The organism is Oceanobacillus rekensis (genome assembly GCF_002153375.1).
Classification (GTDB): domain Bacteria; phylum Bacillota; class Bacilli; order Bacillales; family Amphibacillaceae; genus Oceanobacillus; species Oceanobacillus rekensis.
Genome location: NZ_MTBQ01000002.1, coordinates 661,836 through 685,856, shown reverse-complemented (window position 1 = coordinate 685,856; position 24,021 = coordinate 661,836). Strand labels below are relative to the sequence as shown.

Annotated in this window: 23 protein-coding genes and 1 riboswitch; of the genes, 10 read left to right on the top strand and 13 right to left on the bottom strand. The window is 38.4% G+C overall.

The annotated features are described in order from the left end of the window. Positions 1-69: 69 nt before the first annotated feature. From BV906_RS07175 to BV906_RS07150, 6 genes are all read right to left on the bottom strand, one after another. Positions 70-390: a hydrolase gene (locus tag BV906_RS07175; protein ID WP_087972740.1), complete on the bottom strand. Its 321-nt coding sequence runs from the start codon at positions 388-390 to the stop codon at positions 70-72. A gap of 266 nt (positions 391-656) precedes the next feature. Further along, entirely contained in the window at positions 657-2,102 is a 1,446-nt protein-coding gene (locus BV906_RS07170) for an o-succinylbenzoate--CoA ligase (protein WP_087972739.1), read from the bottom strand. A gap of 627 nt (positions 2,103-2,729) precedes the next feature. After that, entirely contained in the window at positions 2,730-3,548 is an 819-nt protein-coding gene (gene menB, locus BV906_RS07165; protein ID WP_087972738.1) for a 1,4-dihydroxy-2-naphthoyl-CoA synthase, read from the bottom strand. A 37-nt stretch (positions 3,549-3,585) separates the two neighbouring features. Continuing rightward, complete coding sequence (gene menH / locus BV906_RS07160) at positions 3,586-4,398, bottom strand: 2-succinyl-6-hydroxy-2,4-cyclohexadiene-1-carboxylate synthase (RefSeq protein ID WP_245843974.1); 813 nt, start codon at positions 4,396-4,398, stop codon at positions 3,586-3,588. A gap of 5 nt (positions 4,399-4,403) precedes the next feature. Further along, complete coding sequence (gene menD, locus BV906_RS07155; RefSeq protein ID WP_087972737.1) at positions 4,404-6,152, bottom strand: 2-succinyl-5-enolpyruvyl-6-hydroxy-3-cyclohexene-1-carboxylic-acid synthase; 1,749 nt, start codon at positions 6,150-6,152, stop codon at positions 4,404-4,406. Beyond that, complete coding sequence (locus tag BV906_RS07150; protein ID WP_087972736.1) at positions 6,153-7,544, bottom strand: isochorismate synthase; 1,392 nt, start codon at positions 7,542-7,544, stop codon at positions 6,153-6,155. Positions 7,545-7,735: 191 nt separating this feature from the next. Here BV906_RS07150 and BV906_RS07145 point away from each other — a divergent pair, with 191 nt between their 5' ends. After that, positions 7,736-8,671, top strand: a complete 936-nt coding sequence (locus BV906_RS07145) for a 1,4-dihydroxy-2-naphthoate polyprenyltransferase (protein ID WP_087972735.1) — start codon at positions 7,736-7,738, stop codon at positions 8,669-8,671. 56 nt (positions 8,672-8,727) lie between these two features. Beyond that, on the top strand, positions 8,728-9,084 hold the full coding sequence (locus BV906_RS07140) for a TraR/DksA C4-type zinc finger protein (RefSeq protein WP_087972734.1): 357 nt from the start codon (positions 8,728-8,730) through the stop codon (positions 9,082-9,084). 84 nt (positions 9,085-9,168) lie between these two features. Here BV906_RS07140 and BV906_RS07135 read toward each other — a convergent pair whose 3' ends face one another. Both BV906_RS07135 and BV906_RS07130 read right to left on the bottom strand, forming a co-directional pair. Next, on the bottom strand, positions 9,169-9,753 hold the full coding sequence (locus tag BV906_RS07135) for an ECF transporter S component (RefSeq protein WP_087972819.1): 585 nt from the start codon (positions 9,751-9,753) through the stop codon (positions 9,169-9,171). Positions 9,754-9,909: 156 nt separating this feature from the next. Then, positions 9,910-10,056: riboswitch (FMN riboswitch) on the bottom strand. Between the two features lie 429 nt (positions 10,057-10,485). Further along, entirely contained in the window at positions 10,486-11,544 is a 1,059-nt protein-coding gene (locus BV906_RS07130; protein WP_087972733.1) for a M20/M25/M40 family metallo-hydrolase, read from the bottom strand. 311 nt (positions 11,545-11,855) lie between these two features. On the opposite strand from BV906_RS07130, the gene BV906_RS07125 reads away from it, so the two are divergent. The 5 genes from BV906_RS07125 to BV906_RS07105 all read left to right on the top strand — a co-directional run bounded on the left by BV906_RS07125 (position 11,856) and on the right by BV906_RS07105 (position 17,026). Beyond that, positions 11,856-12,404, top strand: a complete 549-nt coding sequence (locus BV906_RS07125; protein WP_087972818.1) for a thioredoxin family protein — start codon at positions 11,856-11,858, stop codon at positions 12,402-12,404. 251 nt (positions 12,405-12,655) lie between these two features. Further along, positions 12,656-13,648 (top strand): potassium channel family protein, encoded by a 993-nt coding sequence (locus tag BV906_RS07120; RefSeq protein WP_245843966.1) that lies wholly within the window; start codon positions 12,656-12,658, stop codon positions 13,646-13,648. A gap of 103 nt (positions 13,649-13,751) precedes the next feature. Next, positions 13,752-14,126: a S1 domain-containing post-transcriptional regulator GSP13 gene (yugI, locus tag BV906_RS07115; RefSeq protein ID WP_087972731.1), complete on the top strand. Its 375-nt coding sequence runs from the start codon at positions 13,752-13,754 to the stop codon at positions 14,124-14,126. A 220-nt stretch (positions 14,127-14,346) separates the two neighbouring features. Continuing rightward, complete coding sequence (locus tag BV906_RS07110) at positions 14,347-15,693, top strand: glucose-6-phosphate isomerase (RefSeq protein WP_087972730.1); 1,347 nt, start codon at positions 14,347-14,349, stop codon at positions 15,691-15,693. A gap of 160 nt (positions 15,694-15,853) precedes the next feature. Continuing rightward, positions 15,854-17,026 (top strand): MalY/PatB family protein, encoded by a 1,173-nt coding sequence (locus tag BV906_RS07105; protein ID WP_087972729.1) that lies wholly within the window; start codon positions 15,854-15,856, stop codon positions 17,024-17,026. Between the two features lie 160 nt (positions 17,027-17,186). Here the strand turns inward: BV906_RS07105 and BV906_RS07100 are convergent, their stop codons facing one another. Next, positions 17,187-17,762, bottom strand: a complete 576-nt coding sequence (locus tag BV906_RS07100; RefSeq protein WP_087972728.1) for a superoxide dismutase family protein — start codon at positions 17,760-17,762, stop codon at positions 17,187-17,189. 100 nt (positions 17,763-17,862) lie between these two features. After that, positions 17,863-18,063: a hypothetical protein gene (locus BV906_RS07095; protein WP_342744364.1), complete on the bottom strand. Its 201-nt coding sequence runs from the start codon at positions 18,061-18,063 to the stop codon at positions 17,863-17,865. Positions 18,064-18,180: 117 nt separating this feature from the next. Here BV906_RS07095 and kapB point away from each other — a divergent pair, with 117 nt between their 5' ends. Then, the gene (kapB, locus tag BV906_RS07090; protein WP_087972727.1) at positions 18,181-18,570 is read left to right on the top strand and encodes a kinase-associated lipoprotein KapB; all 390 of its coding nucleotides are present in this window, start codon (positions 18,181-18,183) and stop codon (positions 18,568-18,570) included. A 123-nt stretch (positions 18,571-18,693) separates the two neighbouring features. Here kapB and BV906_RS07085 read toward each other — a convergent pair whose 3' ends face one another. Beyond that, the gene (locus tag BV906_RS07085; protein ID WP_087972726.1) at positions 18,694-18,957 is read right to left on the bottom strand and encodes a phosphocarrier protein HPr; all 264 of its coding nucleotides are present in this window, start codon (positions 18,955-18,957) and stop codon (positions 18,694-18,696) included. 575 nt (positions 18,958-19,532) lie between these two features. On the opposite strand from BV906_RS07085, the gene deoD reads away from it, so the two are divergent. Together deoD and BV906_RS07075 are read left to right on the top strand one after the other, a co-directional pair. Beyond that, positions 19,533-20,240, top strand: coding sequence for a purine-nucleoside phosphorylase (deoD, locus tag BV906_RS07080; RefSeq protein ID WP_087972725.1), 708 nt, complete (start codon positions 19,533-19,535; stop codon positions 20,238-20,240). A 185-nt stretch (positions 20,241-20,425) separates the two neighbouring features. Next, entirely contained in the window at positions 20,426-20,902 is a 477-nt protein-coding gene (locus BV906_RS07075; RefSeq protein ID WP_087972724.1) for a divergent PAP2 family protein, read from the top strand. Positions 20,903-21,140: 238 nt separating this feature from the next. Here BV906_RS07075 and BV906_RS07070 read toward each other — a convergent pair whose 3' ends face one another. Both BV906_RS07070 and BV906_RS07065 read right to left on the bottom strand, forming a co-directional pair. After that, positions 21,141-23,312, bottom strand: coding sequence for a heavy metal translocating P-type ATPase (locus BV906_RS07070; RefSeq protein WP_425435182.1), 2,172 nt, complete (start codon positions 23,310-23,312; stop codon positions 21,141-21,143). Continuing rightward, the gene (locus BV906_RS07065) at positions 23,299-23,664 is read right to left on the bottom strand and encodes an ArsR/SmtB family transcription factor (RefSeq protein ID WP_087972816.1); all 366 of its coding nucleotides are present in this window, start codon (positions 23,662-23,664) and stop codon (positions 23,299-23,301) included. Before BV906_RS07065 ends, BV906_RS07070 begins: the two co-directional genes overlap by 14 nt. Between the last annotated feature and the right edge of the window lie 357 nt (positions 23,665-24,021).

The window sequence follows — 24,021 nt, the reverse complement described above, 5'->3', positions numbered from 1 at the left end:
TATATGTCTATTCCTTTTATCTGAAGAGGCTAAACACTTTCTTTTACTTATATTCCATAATTTAACTGCTTATGATTGATTGTCCGATAATATTCCCATGGATTCAATATGTGATTTTGTCTGCTCATCCCCGAGTTGATGTACCATTCGAAATGCTTTAGTCATATTGGCATCATACTCATCATTAGCCTTGTCGTTATGGTATGGCATGATTGGAATATGTGCACGTATAAACGAATCAAAGCTTGCCCCATGCATATTTTCCATGGTGGCCCTTAACAAGGATATATCTTCAGAATTTGCATAGATTACATAATCATCATTATTTTGATAGCGGTTTTCGGAAATTTCTCCTGTACCGATATTGATATAATATTTTTCTTTTTCCATTTCGAGCACCTCCTGTCTTTAATTTGGCTCATCTGCAGGAATTTAACCAAAAAAGGAGTATCCGCCTGTCATTTAGGCAAATACTCCTCAATTCAATTGGTTATACTTTTTAGGCTTATTATTAGGCTTCATTATCATATATGCTTGGAGTAACTGTTATAAAATAATTATCCTGTATTAACCTGCAGGCAGACAACCACTCTAAGGTTGATAATCCAAGGAACTACAGTGGGGATAAAAAAATTTGTACTGCATGAAGTTCGAGATCATATTAAATAAATCAATTTATTCCGCACCAATTTATTCGAAGCATTTCTTGGGAGTTCCTTAACGAAGTGAATTTCTTTAGGTAATTTATACTTTGCCAGAAAATTTCCAGCATATTTGTAAATTTCCTTCTCGGATACTTCCTGATTTGTTACAATGAATGCAACTGGCACCTGTCCCCAGACATCATCCGTCCTTCCTGCCACACCTACTTCCTTAATTTGTTCCATGCCACTGAGGACACTTTCAATCTCAGATGGATAAATATTTTCCCCACCTGAAATAATCAAGTCCTTTCTCCGATCCACAACATATAAAAATCCTTCATCATCCAAATATCCTATATCACCTGTTGCCAGCCAGCCATCATCAAATGATTCTTCATTCGCATCTTTATTTTTAAAGTAGCCTTTTGTTACCATGGGGCCTTTGACAAGAATTTCACCTATAGTGCCATCTAAAGCTTCTGCAATTTTTAACTGTGCAGGAAATAATGGCTTTCCGGCTGAACCGACTTTTTCAAGTGCATCTTTTGGTGAAAGTGTTACAAGTTGTGAAGCAGTTTCCGTCATACCATAGGATTGGAATACAGGAACATTTTTCTCCTTGGCACTCTCAAGCATTGGTCTTGGTGCTGGTCCTCCTCCAAGCAGAAGACAGCGCAATGTGTTTGGATAGCTATCATCTTTTAGCTGTTCCAAAAGTCGCTGCACCATTACGGTTACGACAGAAACGATGGTAATTCCCTTATCCATGATTGCTTGATGTACTGTTTTCGCATTAAACTTTTCAAATAGATAAACAGGCATACCGTAAATCACACTTTTTATAATAGTGGATAAACCACTCACATGAAAAACAGGAAGTGAAATCAACCATTTATCATCTTGATTCAAGCCAAGATTCAAAGCAGATCCAATAGCACTCCACCAATGATTCCCATAAGTATGGATCGCACCTTTTGGAAAACCAGTTGTTCCAGATGTATAGATAATTGTGAATGTGTCATCAAGGGATAGCTCCGTCTTTAACGTTACCTGTTCCTCTGGTTGTGCTACAATATCGGAGAAGGATTGTATATTATTTACGTCTAATGTTTTTGCTGTTTCTTTCAAATCGTCTGCAGTAAGCAGGATGGAAACTTCAGCATCCTTCAACTGATAATTAAGCTCTTCATTAGCCAGGCGCGTATTTAATAGAACACCAATAGCACCTAAATAACTCAGTGCATGAATTGCCACAATCATTGGCACCTGATTGGTCGATAAAATCCCTATATGATCGCCCTCTGTAGCGCCTATGTTTGCTAACTGTTTGGCGAAACGTTGGCTTTTTACTTTTAGTGTATTAAATGTTACCGTGCTTCCATCATCTAGTTCAATTGCAATGGAATCTGGAGACAAATCAGCCTGCTTCGTTAACCAATGCGGAATAACTTCTGTCATTTAATATTCATCCTCCTCGCATATATGTATCGTGAGCTTGGTTTCACATCTGTTCGGATGCTGATTTAAGCAATCCTCCCACTGACAGAACCAATAACGTGTTCATATAAAATCATAGCTGTTTTCTAAGAGATTAGGAATGCACCATGGGTTGTGACATCGAAAAGAGTTTGGTATTGTCACAAAATCTATAAACTGCGAACTATCTGTTGGTTGATTACTGTAAATATGGTGTTGAAACTTCGGCACCGCTCTGGGCGGTGACTCCTCGGAAATACAAACCAATTTTCTTACGAAGATGCAAATGTTGCCGAAGCCCTCCTTGTCCTGCGGGAAAAGCACTTGTCCGAAGACCAGAAGAGTGGTTTTCGGTTCTTCGGAGCTGAGGCCGTGCCCTAAGGTCTGCATCCGCCCAGAGCGATCACGGACGGCGGCAAAAGCGCATGTTTTTGGATAACAGCCAGCAATTACGTCGCACTTTATCTCAACTCTGCGACAATTACAAAGCAACAATTATCTTCGGCAGGGCGAGTACAAGCCGGAGTGCAAAACATTACGCAAAACAAAAAATCAAAAACCTTTGCTATTTGTCAGCAAAGGTTTTTGTATCGTGCGACCTATTTCAGATCAAGGGAAACGCGGAAATTGTTTGAAATCCGGTTTTCTTTTTTCTTTGAAAGCGTCGCGGCCTTCTTTTGCTTCCTCTGATGTGTAATAAAGTAATGTTGCGTCACCGCCAAGTTGTTGTAAACCAGCTAGTCCATCTGTATCTGCATTGAAAGATGCTTTCAAGAAACGAAGTGCTGTTGGTGATTTTTCGAGAATTTCTTCACACCATTGCAATGTTTCTTCTTCCAATTTCTCAAGTGGAACAACACTGTTCACCATACCCATTTCATATGCTTCATCTGCGTTGTATTGACGGCATAAGTACCAAATCTCACGTGCACGTTTATGTCCAACCATGCGTGCAAGGTAGCCTGCACCATATCCAGCGTCAAAGCTTCCTACTTTTGGTCCGGTTTGTCCAAAAATAGCGTTATCTGCAGCAATTGTTAAATCACAAACAATATGCAGTACATGCCCCCCACCGATTGCATAGCCGGAAACCATAGCGATTACTGGTTTTGGAATTTTACGGATTAAACTTTGTAGATCTAATACATTCAGACGTGGAATGTTGTCTGTTCCAACATAGCCACCATGGCCACGAACAGACTGGTCACCACCGGAGCAGAATGCTTTCTCCCCTGCACCTGCAAGGACAATTACGCCAATCGAAGAATCATCACGTGCATCTGCAAACGCATCAATCATTTCCTGAACAGTCAGTGGTGTAAAAGCATTGCGTTTTTCTGGACGGTTAATGGTTATTTTTGCGACTCCATTATATTTCTCATAAATAATTTCTTCATAGTTTCTAACATTTTGCCATTGTACAGTCATCATAAATCCCCCTTAAATATAATTAATATGTAGTTCTTCAATCAAGTTTAGTTGTACCATTTAAAAACCCTATTACCATCTTACCAAAATTTCTGGGTTTTTCCACGTGAATTGCATGTCCTGCATCTTCACATATCTTCAGATTACCCGATTTCAATTTACTTTGCATCTTTTTATTAATCGCTACAAACTTCGGATCAAGTTCGCCGATAATCATAAGTACTGGCATATCCAGGGTCCGAAGACGTGACCATAGAGACAACTGGCTACCTGTTCCCATGGTGCGTAGGGATAGCGAAAGCCCTTCTTTCGTTTGGGAAAGCCGCTCTGAACGGATTATTTTTTGAACTTTAAGTGGCAAACTTTTTTGTGAATGAAACAACGGAATATCCTGCCAATAATCTACAAACGATGGAACACCTTCCTGTTCGATTCTTATTGCAAGCATCTCATCATTTTTCTGGCGCAGCCTTCTCTCTTTAACATCTTCAAGTCCAGGTGATGCACTTTCTAAAATTAATGTGCTTACCTGTTCTGGATATAATATCGTGTATGACAGAGCAGTTCGGCCGCCCATGGAATAGCCCAAGAGATGAAAGGTTTCCAATCCCAGTGACTGAAACAGTTTATTAAGGTCCTGTAAGCATTCCTCCATGGAACGTAACGAAGGCGTCCTTGTTTTCCCATGGCCTGGTAAATCAATCGTTATGATCTGATAGCCAGAGCCCCACTTATCAATAAAGTTCTGCCAAGTTGCAGAACTTCCCGTAAAGCCGTGCAACATTACAACCGGAAACCCTTCACCACGTACTTCATAATAATAGGTTTTGTTGTCTTTGGAAAAATACAAAAATATCAGTCCCCTTCTTGTATTTCCTTCTCAATCGCATTCCATATAGCCCGATGCCATTCCACATTTTCAGATCGATCTGTTTTTACTTCAATGACAGAAAGACCCACGTGTTGGTAACTTATATAAAGCAGTTCCTTTAATTGATCCTCTGTTGTTGCCTGAGCATACTCTCCACCGTACATGGTGATGGCCTTTTCAAATTCAATATCCATTGGTGTGCCGAACAGTGCTTCAAAATGCCTTTTGTCGCTTGACTGGGACAGAAATGAGAAAATCCCTCCACCATTATTGTTGACGAGCAAAATAGTGATATTAAGTTTATAATGCTTCGCTGCCAACAGTCCGTTCATATCATGGAAAAAGGACAAATCACCTAATAATAATGTAACTGGCTTGCCTGCTGTTGCCGCTCCGACACCACTTGAAACCATCCCATCAATCCCATTTGCACCGCGGTTGGCAAGTATGGACATATGCTTATGTGTCGTCAATAAGAATGAATCCACATCACGGATTGCCATGCTGTTGCCAACATACAATGTGCTGTCTTCCGGGATGACGTCACATAAACCTCTGACAACTTCCCCTTCTGTAATCGCGGTTTCTACACCACTCAGCAAATGTTTTTTCGAAATACTATTCATTTCCTGCCAGATGTTCAACCACCCTGTATCAACATCAATGGCGGCTGATTCTGCAACTAAATCCTCACAGAGCATTACCGGATCCGCAAAAATGAATTCTGTTACATTTCCTGTTGGTTCCCTGTATCCCGTATAATTTTCCACCAAATATTGCTCCTGGTCCTTATGTTCCTTCACATAATAAAGATATGCCTTGGAAACAGGCATGGCACCAAAGCGAATAATATAATCCGGCTTTAACTTAGCACGAATCGATTCATTCCTTAAAAAAGCATCATATGATTCGATAACCTGATCTTTATGATGGCTACCTGTGCGTACCTGTGATAGTGGATCCGCCAAAACCGGGAGACCCCAAATACTTGCAAGTTCCGTTACAGCAGAGGCAAATTCCGGATCTGTTTGCGGACCACATACAATGACACCTTTTTGGCCAGTCCCAAGTTTATCTACAAGCTCCTGAACCTGTTGCTTTGCCAAACGTTTTTTACCGTCAAGCACTGGATTAACCGATTGCGTACGTTGCTGTCCAGTTGGGGATTCCCATAAATTTTCCAAAGAAAAGTCTGGATTCAGCGGTTCCCGGAAAGGAAAGTTTAAATGTACCGGTCCGGGATTTCCTTCCTGAGCCATATATACCGCCCTTGCTGCTTTATTTCTTGCGTAATGAAACATTTCCGGGGAGCCTTCTGGTAAGGCCATTTCATGAAACCATTTTGCATAATCGCCATATAATTTTATTTGTTCAATTGCCTGTGGCGCACCAACATCCCTTAATTCATGAGGGCGATCAGCTGTAAGGACAATGAGCGGTACCCTGCTGTAATGTGCTTCCACAATCGCAGGAAAATAATTCGCTGCAGCTGTTCCTGATGTACATACAAGAGCTACAGGAAGATTTTTTTGCTTCGCTATCCCCATTGCAAAAAAAGCTGCAGAACGTTCATCGATAATCACCCATTCTTTAACCCGTGGATGCTCCGTAAATGTCAATGCAAGTGGTGTAGAACGGGATCCTGGTGAAATAACAACATCCGTTACACCACTTTTTATTAATTCATCTACAAAATTTGCTGTATATCTTGATAATGTTTCTGTATGATTCATTTATTTTTTGCCTCCCAAAACAGATAACATCGGCATAAACTTAATTTTCGTTTCTTCATATTCACTTTCAGGATCAGAATCTTTTACTACCCCACACCCTGCGAAAAGGGATGCCACATCACGTTGAATGAGAGAAGAGCGAATGGCTACAGCAAACTCTCCATTATGATTACTATCCATCCAGCCAATTGGCGCTCCATACCAACCGCGATCCAATTGTTCATGCTTACGGATGAATGCAAGTGATTCTTCTCGCGGTGTTCCACCAAGCGCTGGTGTTGGATGTAATTGCTTAATGATATCGAAAATACTGTAGCTTTTCTTTATATTTGCTGTTACTGGTGTATATAAATGCTGTAAATTCCGTAAAGGATACACAACAGGCTTATCCGGAATAGTTATATCTGTACAATAATCATTAATTGCCTGTTTGATCATTTTCACAACAAAATGATGTTCCTCTCGATTCTTCTCATCGTTCAACAGTCGATCAGCAAACTTCAAATCCTCTATTTTGGTATTGCCACGCGGGGCTGTACCTGCGAGACATGTTGATAAAAGCTTGTTTCCTTCAAGCTTTACAAGTCTTTCGGGTGTCGCTCCCACAAAGCAGTCTTCGTCAATTTCATAAGCGAAAATATAGCTGTTAGGCTGTGTCTTTAATAGATTGGTTAAAACGGTTGAGATATTTACTTCCCGATCGAACTTCAGACGGACTTCACGTGCCAAAACTATTTTTTTTACACTGCCATGTGTAATTTCCTCCATTGCTTTTTGAACACTGGATTTCCATTCTTCCGGGTCAATCTCAAGTTCATTTGTAATGGTTAGTTCATCTGTCATTTCTACATAACTTACCATCAATTGTTTTTCCATTATATGGAGTTCATCTGCCAGTTGTTTAGCATGATCATTTTTATTCACAGACACATTTATTGTAAAATAATATCTATTATCATATTTCGTCAATAGAAATTTAGGAATTGTAAAATGGCTCGGTTTGAATTTATTCCATAATTTGGTTGGTTTCTTTTTTGGATCAAAAGACAAACCACCAAGAGCAACAAGCCCTGTCCCTGGAATTTCATATGGATTATGAACGAATGCCTTCTCTAGTACTTGGTCCCATTGTTTTTCTGTCTCTTCAAAACGGGAGTAATCTGAACTGATTTGGTGTGCCCTTCCCGCTCCTACAAGCCAAAGCTTTTGGGATGAGCTTGTCCAAAATGTACGATCTTCTCCGAATTGTTTAGCAGCACGAAAGAAAGATAAAGGATCCGTTTCTTCTATTCTTTTAGTTATACTGACAAGTCTCGAGTCCTCTTCTTTCTGAAGCCCTTGAATAACCTCATCAAGGATGGATGCTACTTGCTGTTCTTTGATTTCAATCATCTATATAAACCTCCGTCATATCCTGAAGTCAGAGATATCCTATCTCATTTTAAGCTCTTTTCATTACTTTCTCAAGAAAAGCCTTCCGTTTCTACAAAAATCGACAGTAGAACTGCCGGAATTGATTGACACGCTTCTTTTATTTACCTAATATTAATATGGTTGATATAAAAATCAGGGGGAACGGATACATGCAATCGAAAGATAATTCGACAATAAAGCAAGTATTAAATGAACGTGATGGTTTTCACGTTTGGTGGCGATTAGTACGTCCACATACACTTACAGCATCTTTTGTTCCTGTTTTTGTTGGAACAATGATCGCCTTCAATGAAGGTTCCATTAATTGGCTTTTATTTATAGCCATGTTAGTTGCATCGTTGCTCATCCAAGCAGCAACAAATATGTTTAATGAATACTTCGATTTTGTTCTCGGTTTGGATACAGATGAATCAGTTGGTATCGGCGGAACCATTGTCAGGGATGGGATTGCACCTAAAAAAATTCGGAATCTCGCATTTGCCTTCTATGGTATTGCCCTTTTGATCGGTATCTATATTTGTATTGCTTCAAGCTGGTGGATCGCAGTAGTTGGTTTAGTTTGTATGGCATTCGGTTATTTATATACTGGAGGCCCGATTCCAATTTCTTATACCCCATTCGGTGAACTTTTCTCGGGAGTAATTATGGGATCGGTAATTATTGGCATTACTTATTTTATTCAAACGGCAACAATCACGGCAGACATGATATGGATTTCCATTCCGATCACTATTTTCATTGGTAGTATCAATTTGTCTAATAATATTCGTGATCGTGATGGAGACAAAATAGGCGGCAGAAAAACAATTGCTGTTTTGATTGGTAGGGAAAAATCAATTACATTGCTTGCTGTTTCAATGATTATTGCCTATGTAATCACTGCTGTCTTAATTATCATCGGTATTTTACCACTATGGTCAATCATTACATTCATTAGTATGATAAAAGCAAGTGATGCAATCCGAAAATTCCGTGGAAAAACAGAAGCCATTGAAATGATGCCTGCGATGGTAGCAACTGCAAAAACAAACACATTTTACGGATTTCTTTTAGGTATTTCACTACTTTTTGCGGCGCTGATTTAAACAAATAAGAATGCGACTTGAACTTAGCCCCTCCAACTGAAAGGAAGGATGGAATAATGAGTAATCAACTTAGCAAAGAAAAGCTTGCATATTTTAAGGAAAAACTCTTACAAATGAGAAAAGAAACGGAACAGGAAATAGAATCGGTTCCTAATCAAGGACCTAATGAATCAATTCAGGAGCTTGCAAATTTCGACAACCACCCGGCAGACATGGGTACAGAGCAATTTGAACAACAGCGTGATGCTGGTTTGAACCTCATGCGTGAGGATCGGCTAAAAGAAATTGATGATGCACTAGGACGCATAGATGACGGTACTTACGGTCTCAGCGAAAAATCAGGGAAACCAATCCCCGAAGAGCGGCTAGAAGTTATGCCGATTGCGAGGAATTTAGTGGAAGAAGAGGAATAAAATAGGTCCCCCCTTTAATATGAGGATGACCTTTTGGTTGAATTTAAAAAGCTAATCTCGTCTGAGATTAGCTTTTTATTTATTCTATATAAATTTTGCTTGTTGATTTTCTATCCAGCTGCGCATTTTGATATATAGCGGAACAAATAACAACGCAATGACAATGCCTTTAATTATATTGAATGGCAGTACACCTACCAATACAGATGTCCAAATCACATGATCTGTCATTTCCCAACCCATAAACCAACTATATGCGGGTAGAACAAAGAAATAATTGAGTACACTCATTCCTACAGCCATAATAATTGTTCCTGCGATTAAACCTGATACGACACTTTTTGTACCTCTGAATTTATGATAAAGAATTGAAACCGGTACGACAAACATGACGCCAGCAAGGAAATTTGCTGCAACCCCAATTGGGTCTCCCGCTCCAGATACTGCTAAATAAAGAATATTTTTTACCGCTACAACAATAACACCTGCAATTGGTGAGAATATTAGTGAGGCCATTAATGCCGGTACATCACTAAAATCAATTTTCAAGTATGGTGGTAAAAATGGTAATGGGAAATTAATAAAGAATAATACGAGAGAGATGGTTCCCAGTAATGCTAAAATAATAAGTTTTAATAAATTTGATGATCGCTTGGTTGAATTTTGCATCATCATATTCCTCCTTCATTTGATCGATTCCGCACTCGTAATGAAGGAATACCGCCTAAAATCCGAAAAATCACAAAAACCCTAAAGCAAATAAGGGCTTTAGGGTTATAAATTCACCGGCAAATAATGATGTGACTAATCACATCAAGTAAGGCACGACATCTTCTCCCATCCAGACTGTAACTGTCGGTCCTGGAATTACACCAGGTCAACCGTATAGCAAAGCTGCCATAGGTTCGCGGACTTTAAGCATTCATGCTTATCACCGCCGGTCGGGAATTTCACCCTGCCCCGAAGATTGGAATCGATTATTTAATTGTACACTTATAGTATACTATATATTCCTATGATTGCAAGAGGTAAATTTCTGAATAACCTGCTATCAAAAAACCGATAAACTCTTCAAGGGAGTTTATCGGCTTTCTAAACAATGAATTAAATATAAAAATTTAGCAACAGTTCATTCACTGACATAAACAGCCGCGTCCAGCTAGCTCCAGCGCTGAAGCGTATTGGACTTCCCTCACCCTCTGTGATCTAACTCAACATCGGTAAATTAAAAGGATATTCGGTTAAAAACGCGACGTCCTGGGACTGCACTTATTCGCCCCACCGAAAACATTAGTCGCAACACCGAACTGACCTATTTCCTGTAGGCCCCCGGTTTCCTTTATCTCCGCGGCTAAAGGATTGTCCATACGTCGCTAACCTAGCTTTAAGCTTTTGTTCTGGTTAATCCTCCAGTGGATTTAGACTTTCTTCTCCAGTCATATCAGCAATCATCGTGACAATTAAGTCAATTTCCTCTTCTATATCTTTAAAACTTGCTGTTTCCACTGGTGAGTGCATATAACGTAATGGCAAGGATACTAATGAAACAGGAACTCCCTTGCCAGTTAATCTCATCTTATCTGCATCTGTACCGGTCATTCTCGGTGTAAGCTCATATTGGACATCCATATTCAGCTTTTTGGCAGTTCGTTCAAGCAATTGATTAATTTTAATATTAATTGGTGCACCTTTTGCTAGTACTGGACCACCATCAAGTGTGATATCGCCATATTTATTTTTATTAACGCCAGGATAATCGGTTGCAAATGTCACATCACAAGCTATTGCCATTGTCGGTTCGATACCAGCCGCTGCAAAATATGCTCCACCCATATTCGTTTCCTCATTGACCGTGCTTGCAGCATAAACGCCTACCTTTACGTCCTTTTCAGAAAGACGTTTTAAAACCTCTGCAACGATAAATGCTCCTGTCCGGTTATCAAGTCCCCTGCCTGCAACATAACGATCCATTAAAATCTCAGGTTCTGTTTTATATACACAAAGATCACCGATTTGAATATATGCCTTAGCTTCCTCTTTTGAATTATAGCCGCAATCGATAAATAGATCCTCAAGACCATAATCATTTTTCAAACCACCGTGATGTTGGGCATTAACACCAATCACTCCTGTAACATTTCCATTAAAACCAAGTACTGTTACACGCATTCCAACTGCAGCTTTTGGATTTATTCCACCCATTTTATCAAAATGCAAATAGCCATTCTCATCTATCCGATTCACTACTAGTGCAATCTCATCACAGTGTCCTGCAAGCAATATTTTAAATGGCGCATCTGGATTTAATACACCAATTGCATTTCCGGCATTATCTGTGCGTATTTCATCAGCGAAATCTTTCACATAGTTGATCCACTTTTTCTGAATTTCCATTTCCATACTTGATGGAGACGGTGTCTTTAATAATTCCAATAAAAAGTCCTGATTAGCTTTAGCCATCCACTGTACCTCCTCGAAAACTTATAATCTAATTTCATGATAGCAAAATTTCACTTGAAGAGCACTTTTGTTTACGCCATGTTAAATAATGGGTAAACTTTCAGTACAAGTTTATATTCTAGTGTGTGTTCAAAAAGGAGGGTAAAAAGGACCGAGAAGTTCGAGGTAGCGTAGCTCCCGGTAGCGGAACGTATGCTTTTAATACGTGAGCAAACGTTCTCGCACGCAGGAAAAGAAAGCATTCGTGAGAAATTCGATGTGTCATTTTTACCGGACTTTTTGAACATCCTCTTCTAAGGAGTGAATGAATGATGAGTTTGAATGATTGGTTTGAAAAAGGTATGAAGCCAGATCTCTATATTGAATCAATGGAAAAGCATAAGGAAGATACTTTACAAATTTACGATAACTTTATCTTGCCTAACGACGAAGCCTTTTTCGAGCAATTGCGTGATAGAAATCTTCGCGCAATTGTTTTAACGGAAGACTGGTGTGGTGATGCCATGTTAAATCTTCCTATACTGCTGAAGTTATCAGAAGCAGCACAGATTCAAGTACGAATCCTCCTGCGCGATCAAAACTTGGAATTAATGGATCAGTACCTGACAAATGGTAAAGCCCGCTCTATCCCAATCTTTGTTTTCATTGACGAAAATGGAAATGAAGTGGCCAAATGGGGGCCACGTGCAGAAAGAGTCCAAAAATTTGTTGACGACTCCCGCAGCAAACTACCACCACAGGACGCAGAAGACTTTAAGGAAAAATCGAATGAAATGCATATGTTCATGACAAAATCCTATCGTGATCACACGGACTTTTGGACAGATGTTTATGACAGTTTGAAAGAAACATTACAATAGTGTTATGAATCAATGTGGAAAACGAGTATTAAATTGTTATACAATTCAATACTCGTTTTTTTGCGTCTCAATAAGTGAAAAATCAAACTCTTAAATCACTCAAAGAATTGAATCAATATGATTATTTAACTAAAACAACACAAAAATCTCTAATGATTTTAAAAGCGATATCCCTCAAAATCAGCATACTTCTTTACACGGATGAGCATACTAACTAAAAATCTAACTAAGCTCAAGGTGAAGTTATGTATATGCGTTTTTTTAAACAGATTTATTTTCGTATTCCAATTGCACTTAAACTGTTAATTACTATTTTTTTCGTGATGTGTTTGTTTGGCTTTCTCATGCATATAGCAGAGCCCATACAATTCCCTACTTTGTTTGATGGTATTTGGTGGGCTTTTGTTACAGGGGCAACGGTTGGTTATGGTGATTTAGTTCCATTAACACCTATAGGTAGAATCATTGCCATTTTATTGATTCTAACTGGTGGTGGTTTACTTGCGTTTTATATTACTTCCTTGTCGACTGCTACCGTAAAACGCGAACAGGATCTTGAAAATGGAAAACTTCCTTTCAAAGGTATGAACCACTATATTTTTATCGGATGGAATGAACGGACAAGACAACTAATCCGTATCGTCGACGAAAAGTACCCAAGCACCCGGATTGTATTGATTGACAAGTCGTTACACCATATAACTTTCCAGGAATATCCTGTCCATTTTATTCATGGGGATGCGACCGAGGATAGTGTATTGATGAAAGCTAATATAGCAAATGCCAATCGGGTTCTAATTAGTGCTGATATAGGTAAAAATGAACGGCAATCAGATAATTATACGATACTTACTACAATTGCTGTTCGGGGGAATAATAATGAAGTACCGATTGTAGCGGAAATTCTGTCTAAAATTCAGATTGAAAACGCGATACGGGCAGGTGCAACGACAATTATCCGGTCCAATGATTTTATGAGTGGACTATTTTTTCATGAAATTTCCAATGTTAAAATGGCTACACCCTTTGAAGATATTATCCAAATTTTGCGGCAACAACAATTTGCCCATCTAAAACTTCCAATAGAACTTGAAGAACAACCTTATCATGAAGTGTTGAGGCAAATGTATTTGAAAGGATATCTGGTACTCGGTTTTAAAAATAGTGATGACTATTTTATCCATCCAGATGCAGAACGAATTTTAACAAAAGATGATACCCTAATCTCTTTAACTCATTGGTAACCTCCCCTTCCTGTTTTTTTAATAATTTGCTAGAAACGATTAACTGTGCTATAATAATATATTGTGTATAAAGAATTGAATATAGGTATAGGAGTTGTTCAGCATGACTAACAAATTTGAGGCTGGTCAGATAATAGACGGTAAAGTAACAGGAATTCAACCATACGGTGCATTCGTTGCTTTAGACGATGAAAATCAAGGATTAGTTCACATCTCAGAAATCACACATGGATATGTTAAAGATATCAATGAGCATTTATCAGTAGGGGACGACGTTAAAGTAAAAGTTATGAACGTTGATGAAGCACGAAATAAAGTATCCCTATCCATTCGTGCAACAGAAGAAGCACCAAAGAAACCAGCAGCACCTAGAGCAAAAAAATCACAACCTGCATACCAACAGGACAATGATACATCTGGTTTCAACACATTGAAGGACAAACTTCAAGAGTGGATCGATCAATCAGAGAAAAAATAAAAAACCAAAAGCAATGCTAGGTTAGTGACCTTTTTCTTCTGTATTGAAAAAGAGGCATACGCAGTAGATAAGTTATTATCTGCCACGTATGCCTCTTTTTTTTGCATTTATCGACCTTTATCTAAAAAGTTAGAAAATCTACTTGCTTTGTTCTTGATTTCACAATACTAATAGATTAAAGTTAAAATGTATTATTACTGTACATATAAGGAGGATAACAATGACACATGTTTCATTTACGTATGATAAAGCTCTGAAATTCTTTGATGAGCAGGAAGTTAAGAACTTAAGCCCCTTCGTTGAAGCGGCTCACCAAATGATTCACGAAAAAACTGGTGCCGGTAGTGATTTCCTCGGTTGGGTTGACTTACCTGAAAACTATGACAAAGAAGAATATGCGCGAATTAAAGCAAGCGCTGAAAAGATTAGAAATGATTCCGATATCTTGCTTGTAATTGGAATTGGTGGTTCCTATCTAGGTGCCCGTGCAGCACTTGAAATGCTGAACCATTCCTTCCAAAACCTGCTTTCTAAAGAAGAACGGAATGCACCACAAATCATTTTTGTCGGTCATCATTTAAGCTCTACATATATGAGCGAGCTTTTCGATGTGCTAAAGGACCGAGATTTCTCTATTAATGTTATATCAAAAAGTGGTACAACTACAGAACCAGCAGTTGCCTTCCGTATTTTCAAAAAGTACCTAGAAGAAAAATACGGCACAGATGAAGCAAAAGGTCGTATTTATGCAACAACGGATAAGGCAAAAGGTGCATTGAAAACATCTGCAGACGAAGCTGGCTATGAATCATTTGTTATTCCAGATGATGTTGGTGGACGTTATTCTGTTCTGACGGCTGTTGGACTACTTCCGATTGCAGTAAGTGGTATTTCGATTGATGATATGATGCAAGGCGCTAAAGATGCGATGAATGATTTCGCTGAACCATCCCTTGAAAAAAACCCAGCATATCAATACGCTGCAGTAAGAAATGTTTTATATAACAAAGGGAAAGTGACTGAGCTCCTGATCAATTATGAGCCAAGCTTGCAATATTTCTCTGAATGGTGGAAACAGTTATTTGGTGAAAGTGAAGGAAAGGATCAAAAAGCAATCTACCCTTCTTCTGCCAATTTCACAACTGACCTTCATTCATTGGGACAATATATTCAGGAAGGTCGCAGAAATATTTTCGAAACGGTTCTTCATGTGAACACATCGAAAAAAGAGATGACATTGGAAGCAGAAGAAAATAATTCCGATGGCTTAAACTACCTTGCTGGAAAAACAATTCACGAAATCAATGACAAAGCATTCCAAGGTACGATGCTTGCACATACAGATGGTGATGTTCCAAACTTAATCGTCGAGTTGCCTGCACTTGATGCATATACGTTTGGTTATATGGTTTACTTCTTTGAAAAAGCTTGTGCCATCAGCGGTTACTTGCTTGGTGTAAATCCATTTGACCAGCCAGGTGTTGAAGCATACAAAACAAATATGTTTGCACTCTTAGGGAAACCTGGCTTTGAAAATGAAAAAGAAGAATTAGAAAAACGCCTTTAAAAAAATTAAAAAGAATGTTTATATTTCTCAACACGGGGTAATACTATGAGTGTAAGACTTTCTCGTATTCCCCCTGTAGGCAAAGCGTTTAGACGCTTTGCTTTTTTTTTGACATTTTTCTTTGGTATAATAGCATTACTTGAATATTAGGAGGCAGATGATGGGTATATTTGATGAATTATTTGAACGCAGAAACACGAGATCCGTTAAGTGGGATATGCTTAAGGAAGTCTTCCAGTCTGACGATGTTCTACCAATGTGGGTTGCAGATATGGATTTTAAGGCACCTGATGAAGTTAATGATGCATTGGTAAGACGTGCACAGCATGGAATTTATGGATATACCGTTATCGATGATGATGTGTCTGACTCAATTATTAAATGGTTGCAGAAACGGCATGGGTGGAAAATCGACAAAACATGGTTATCCTATAGTCCTGGCGTCGTAACAAGCCTGCATATGGCTGTACAAGCTTTTACTGAACCGAATGATAAGATACTCATTCAAACACCTGTTTACACACCGTTCTACAGTGTGATTACCGAACATGACAGGGTTGTAGTTAAGAATCCGCTTATAAATAAGGATAATTATTATACGATTGATTTCGATGACTTCGAGAAGAAATTAAAAAGTGGTGTGAAGGCCTTTATTCTATGCTCACCACATAATCCTGTCGGCCGAGTTTGGAAAAAGGAAGAATTAGAAAAGATGGCAAAACTTTGCCTGAAATACAATGTGATGATTATTGCCGACGAAATTCATAGTGACCTCGTATTTCCAGGGGAACGACATATTCCAATTGCATCCCTTTCTGAAGAAATTGCTGATCAAACCATTACATGTATGGCACCATCCAAAACGTTTAATCTCGCTGGGCTGGATGCTTCCTATGTAATAACAACCGATAAGGACAAGAGAAAAAAACTTGAAGCAACATTCAGTAAGCAAGGATTGCATAATATGTTGAACACTATGGGGAATACAGCACTCGAAGCAGCTTATACACACGGTGAGGCATGGCTTGATGAACTGGTAGCATTACTTAAAAGTCACACCGACTACGTAACGGAAATGTTTGATAAACATATCCCACAGTTGAAAGTTGTTCAGCCTGAAGGAACATACTTACTTTGGGTTGATTGCAGTGAACTTGGTATGAATAATAAAGAATTGAATAAATTCATGATAGAAAAGGCAAGAGTCGGTCTCAATGCTGGCGTTTCTTACGGAGACGAGGGCGACAAACACATGCGAATCAATATCGCCTGCCCACGGGCCACATTAGAAGAAGGCGTGGAGCGCATTATTAAAGCGGTAAAGGCACTTTGATTATTTAAACATACAAAAATAATTTATTACACCAAAGAGCACTGCATAATGCAGTGCTCTTTGGTGTAATAAAATAACGAATACTAAATCTATCACGCCTTCATAGTTGAACAAGCCAGCCACGTAGCATGCATTTAATTATTCTCTTATGATACGACCGCTACTCTTTCTGCTCCTCATTCGATTCGGTTGGGTCTGTTGGTGATTCCTCTGATTCTTCGCTGTCCTTGTCCTTCTTTATTTCACCGCAAAGTATTCGAACTCCTGATTCTCCACTCGGCTGGCTGACACCATCATCTTGCCCTTCGTGAACAACTAAAGACGTACCATCTTCATTTAAAAGTGAGTTTTTACCATCCAGTAAAGTTGCACCTGCAAGCATCAATTCTGCTTCTACGAGACCACCAGCATCCGCTTCAATATTTGGTAAGTCACCGATGTGTGGCCCTTCTGGGTGCATCAACCCGTGTTCTTTCCCTTCCGGATTATAATGGTTACCTGCAGTTGTAAATTCTGGTCCTTCACATTTAGGAAATTCATGGACATGTATTCCATGAAATCCGGGTTCAAGCCCTTCCAATTTAAGTTCTATTCCAACCCCATCTTCGCTTTCATTCAATGTTGCATTTCCTACCATATCACCTGAACTATTGTACATTTCCACTACTTGTGTAGTCGGATTGTCTGACTGGCAGGCTGTAAGAACCAATAGGGTAAATAAAAATATAAACCGCATAACATGATCTCCTTTTGCATTCTTTCTATTCAGTATCTGCATTTAAGCAGTAAACTAAACAAAAAAAGCCCCTCATCTTTTCAGAATAAGGAGACTTGGTTTAGTAATTTGACTTATCTTTGTTACTGGCATTTTCCAACTGCTGATTGTATTTTTCTTTAAAATTTTCTTCATCTTTTGTTGACTTTTTTATCATAAAATACATCGCAATTACTGCCAAGATTATAAAAATAGCCAGTGTGATGACAGCTGGTATATATTCTGCTTTATCTTCCGGAAAATAAAGAAATGGCATCATCATTCCTCACACCCTTCTTTACCTATTATACCAAATTTCTCAATGTAACCAATACCTCAGGATCAAATATTCGCTAAACTGTTACATCTTTGGCACAATATATTTAGGGAGAGTGATAAAATGGCGGAAGTTAAAAGTACAGATATTGTCAAAGCACATTATAATTCTGGTACATACATTGGTGAAGTAAAAGAGGATCGTGGTGCAAATTATCTAATTGAGGTGCTAGCAGTTATAAAACATCCGCTTCAAGGAGATCTTCATAACTACGGAAAACATGAAGATGTCTTTTTCCATGAACGTAAAGCACTTGCGTTCCATGAAAAAATGAATGTCAAAAAAGCAGCAGTACACCCTTTCGAAGCTGAAATTCCTGCTTATGGAGAATCACTGAAAAAGGCTGTTGAAGATTACAAAGAGAAAATAGCTTTGGTGGATAGTGAATTCAACCGTCAATCACTGTTAAAACTGAATGGTTTAGAAGAAAATTACTATCATAAATTTTATTAGAAAACTAAGGTTATACTAAGCTGTTAAGTGACGACCCTAGGTTCACTTATGCAATAAGAAAATATTTTTTCCTCCTTAACTGCCGGTGAAAAAAAGCTAGGGAGCAATTCCCTAGCTTCATACTTACTCGCCTAAATGTTCTTTAATAACTTCTTTAACACCATTCAATGCTTCCTCTTCATCATTACCTTCAGCAGATACTTCGATTTCAGCACCTTTAGGAATTCCAAGAGACATAACACCCATGATAGATTTTAAGTTAACTTTTTTTCCGCTATAAGATAACTCTACCTCAGAATTATATTGGCCCGCTTTATTAACGAGTAGTGTTGCAGGTCTTGCATGGACCCCTGTTTCCGCTGTAATAGTAAAAGTTTGTGTTTTCATTTTATCTCATCCTTCCATATCTATTTGTCCTTGTTTGTTTATTCATTAAACCATTCCTGTTAATTGGTTCACATAAACCTACGTTTATTATATACAATTACAGGATATTATGAAAGTTATAAAGCAAAAAACACCGATTTTAACGGAAATTTGTCTTTAACACCCTGTTATGATAACTTTATTTTAAAAGGTTACTTTTGCAATGTTCCGGACTGCGGTTACTCGTCCCACCGAAAAGAATTGTTGCTTTCAGATAAACTGCGACATAGGATAAGTAACTTCGGGAACCACTCTGGGCGGTGACTCCTGGCAGAAATTAAACGTGTCCGATGCCCCCGCAGAGTGATTTTTTCGAGGAGGCTGAGGCCGTGCCCTAAGCTGCACTTCCACCAGAGCGATCCGGACGGCAGCATTAGCAGTCATCTTGTATTTTAAACCTGAAGTTACATCGTAGTTTTATATATTTTGTAGCATAAACAACTAATCTCCTCGGTGGAATAGTGAGCAACACTAGTCAGAAACTTTTAGGGAAAAGCCTTTAATAAAGTTACTTCAAGAAATAAGGAGGAAATTAAATGAGTGTTCATATTGGTGCTAAACAAGGTGAGATTGCTGATAAGATTCTTTTACCCGGGGATCCGCTTCGCGCAAAATTTATCGCGGAAACTTATCTGGAGGATGCAAAACTTTATAATGAAGTTCGTGGCATGTATGGCTATACTGGTACATACAAAGGTGAACGTATTTCTGTACAAGGAACAGGTATGGGCGTGCCTTCCATCTCCATCTACGTTAATGAACTAATACAAAGCTATGATGTAAAAAAACTATTACGTGTCGGAACATGTGGTGCCATTCAGAAAGATGTCAAGGTACGTGACGTCATATTAGCTCAAGGGGCGACAACCGACTCAAAAACAAACCAATTAATTTTCAATGGTATTGATTATGCTCCAATCGCCGACTTTGAGCTATTGAGAAATGCATATGAGGCTGGGATGAATAAAGGGCTTAACCTACGTGTCGGTAATGTATTTACAAGTGATGCATTCTATCGCGACAATGCAAAAGAAGTCAATGAACTGCTTGCTAAATATCAAGTACTGGCAATCGAAATGGAAACAACGGCATTGTATACATTGGCAGCTAAATATGGAAGACAGGCATTATCTGTTCTAACTGTTTCCGACCATATTCTTACTGGTGAAGAAACAACAGCCGAAGAACGCCAAACAACTTTTAATGAAATGATGGAAATTGCTTTAGATGCCGTCATAAAATAAATTACATGTGAAAACAGATTGCCTTAAAAGTAGGTAATCTGTTTTCTTTTATAGACGGCTACATAAGAAACTTATTAAACCATACATTCGTTTACCTGGAAACTTCTGTATGGTAAAATTAAAAAAACTACGAAAGAGAACCGGTATAGGAACGGATTTCGATCAGCGGAAGGATGTATGACTGTATGGCTTTGTTTTCCAACTTCCCTTTATGGGCAGCTTTAGCGGCCATTGTATTTGCCCAAGTTATTAAGATTCCCATTAAATTAATCTTTACAAAAGAATTCCAGCCAGGACTAGCATTTAGTACTGGTGGGATGCCCAGTAGTCACTCTGCTGCTGTTACCGGATTGACTACAGCAATTGGTATTGTAGAGGGAGTAACCTCAAGTGTATTTGGATTGGCATGTATTTTTAGTGTCATTACAATGTTCGATGCTTCTGGAGTGCGAAGACAGGCTGGAGAACAAGCTGCTGTTCTAAATCGTTTAATCAAAGACTTTCAATACTTCACAGACAATGCAAAGGATTGGAATAAAAAGGGAGAAGTAGAGAAGCGTAAAGAATTGAAAGAACTACTCGGACACCAGCCCATTGAAGTTTTTTTCGGTGGATTAACAGGAATTATCATAGCTTTCCTCCTTTACCCGCTTTTTTATTAAATAGAAAGACTCATGCATATTAATCCACTAATAAGCATGAGTCTTTCTATAGGCTGTATTCTAAAAATTACATTGTTTTTTCGATTTTGTGTGTAGTATCGTACATGAATAGAGGGTAGTGCACAGTTTATCTCAACTACGATACTTAAAATGCAACAGCCATTGCAAAAAGATCCCTTAAATAAAACCTTTTTAATAAAAGAATTTAATTTTTTTCATAAGATTGATTTTCTGAAATTTATTCTTTTACCCGCATAAGTCTTAAACCATTTAATGCTACTAGAAGTGTTGCCCCCATATCTGAAAGAATAGCAATCCAGAGTGTTAGCCAACCAGGTATAACCAGCAGTAAGGCAATAAATTTAATTGCTATTGCAAAGCCTATATTAGCTTTGATTATATTGAGAGCTTTTCGACTTAGTCTGACTGCGAAAGGAAGTTTTCTTAAGTCATCTCCCATTAGAACAACGTCAGCTGTTTCCATTGCTGTATCAGTTCCAGCACCACCCATTGCGATTCCAACTGTTGAAGCAGCTAAAGCTGGCGCATCATTGACTCCATCCCCAACCATCGCAACAAATCCATGCTCCGACCTTAATTGTTTAATATAGTCTAATTTATCCTGTGGCATCAGTTCTGCTTGAATATCGGATACTTCGACAAATCCTCCGATTGCATCTGCAGTCCCCTTATTATCACCAGTCAGCATAACTGTTTTTTCGATTCCTAACTGATGTAACTTACGAATTACGTCTTTACTAGTTTCTCGGACCTCGTCAGCAACAGCCATAACTGCAAGGACACTTTGCTCCGTTCCAATAATCATGGCAGTTTTTCCTTGGTTTTGCAGGGTTCTTACTTTTTCCTCAATATCTGGGTCAAAATCAGTAACAGATATTTCCTTAAAAAGCTTTGGACTCCCTATATAGTAAGTTGTTCCGTTTACGGTGCCTTTAATACCTCTACCCGTGATAGATGAGAAACCTTCAACGATTACAGCAGAATAGGAAATGTTTTCTCCCTCTGCTTTTTTCATAATTGCTGAGGCAAGGGGATGTTGAGAACGATATTCCAAGGCCGTAATAATAGAGAGAAGCGCTTTTTCTTCCATCTGATTATCTAGCAAATTATAGTCAGTTACAACTGGAACTCCTTTTGTTAGTGTACCTGTTTTATCGAATGCAATCGCCTTTAAGTTACCCATTTCTTCCAAGTGAACGCCGCCTTTTACAAGTACACCTTTCTTCGCTGCATTCCCGATAGCTGAAACAATGGCAATTGGCGTGGATATAACCAATGCGCAAGGGCAACCAACAACCAGAACAGCTAAGCCTTGATATACCCATGTTTCCCAGCTGCCCTCAAAAAATAAAGGAGGAATTACAGCAACTAACGCAGCAATTACCATAATAATCGGCGTGTAATACTTCGCGAATTTATCAACAAAAGCTTGAGCTGGAGCACGTTCCCCTTGTGCTTCTTCGACAAGATGTATAATCTTGGAAATGGTAGTATCCTCTATAAGTTTGGTTATTCTAACCTCAAGCAAACCTTCTTCATTTAAAGTACCAGCAAATACATCATTGTTAATTGTTTTGGCAACAGGAACAGACTCACCTGTTATTGCTGCCTGATTGACGGCAGAGTAGCCATTTACAACCACGCCATCCATCGCAATCTTTTGACCTGGTTTTACAATCATAATGTCGCCAACAGCGATATCATCCACATGGACCATTATCTCTTTTCCATTACGCCTAACAAGTGCTTCATTTGGAGCAATATCCATTAAGGATCGAATCGATTGCCTTGCTCTATCCATAGAGAACCGTTCCATTGCCTCACTGATTGCAAAGAGAATTACAACTACAGAAACTTCAGCCCACTCACCTATAATAGCGCCACCAATAACGGCAACTGTCATTAGGGTTCTCATGTCAAATTCAAAGCGTAATAAATTTTGAAATCCGACTTTAAAAAGAGATAATCCTCCAATTAACATGGATGCTAAAAATAATAAAATAGTTACAATGTTTTCTTCACCGTTGACAAACAAAGATAGGTAACCGAAAACAAGAAATAATATCGAAGTTAGTAAAGTGCTATGCTTTTTATGAAAAGGTACTTTCTCATCTTTTTTTCCTTTTTCAACCTCTTCTATAGTCTGTTGTCTTCGTTTTTCAGGAGCTACCTTTAGATCCTCAAAAGCACCGGCTCTTTCTAATTCTTCGATTGATGGTTTGCCATAAACGGATATTTTCGATGCACCGAAATTTACTTTTGCATCATGAACACCTGGAATTTTTTTAACATTATTCTCGAATTTCCCTGCACAGTTAGCGCATGAAAATCCTTCGACTCGATATACTTTTTTCTCATCTATTGTTTTCGCTGCTTCATCCAACCTCAGGCACCTCCTTATGATGTGCAAAGGCGAGTAATATAAGTTGCTTCACATGCTCATCATCTAGTGAATAATAAACTAACTTTCCTTCTTTACGATAATTAGCAAGACCAAGGTTTTTCAATAATCTTAAATGATGAGATGCCGTTGCAGTCGTTGAACCTACAATATTCGCAACATCGCATACACATAATTTTTCCTCTAAAGATAAAGCATATGCAATTTTAATTCTTGTATCATCTGATAAAGCCTTGAAAATCTTTGCAACTTCCAAGGGATTTTGTTCAGATAGGTTATTTTGAACCCTAATCACTTTTTCTTCATCAATACACGTTGTTTCACATACATCCTTGCTCATCATATCATTCACTCCCATATTCAAATATAAGTTTGATTATTATTATCTTATGCATTTTTGTTCAAATAGTCAAACATATATTTGATTGTAAATATTAATTTAACTTTAGGCATCAGTGAGTTGGAATAAAATGCCAAGTAATTTATATAATTTCGTAAATGCTTTTCGATGGGAAGAATAACTGCTTTTAGGAGGTATAGGGTGGGTTAATCGAATACTTCGGTTAGTTTTTCTGCAAAAAATGATATAATATAACCATCTTTTGTATTGTTGTTCGTAGAGTATAGGAAGACTAACACTTACCAGGATAGGAGAATTGTAACAATCTCTTAATAAGAGTCTTTGTTTATATTAGGA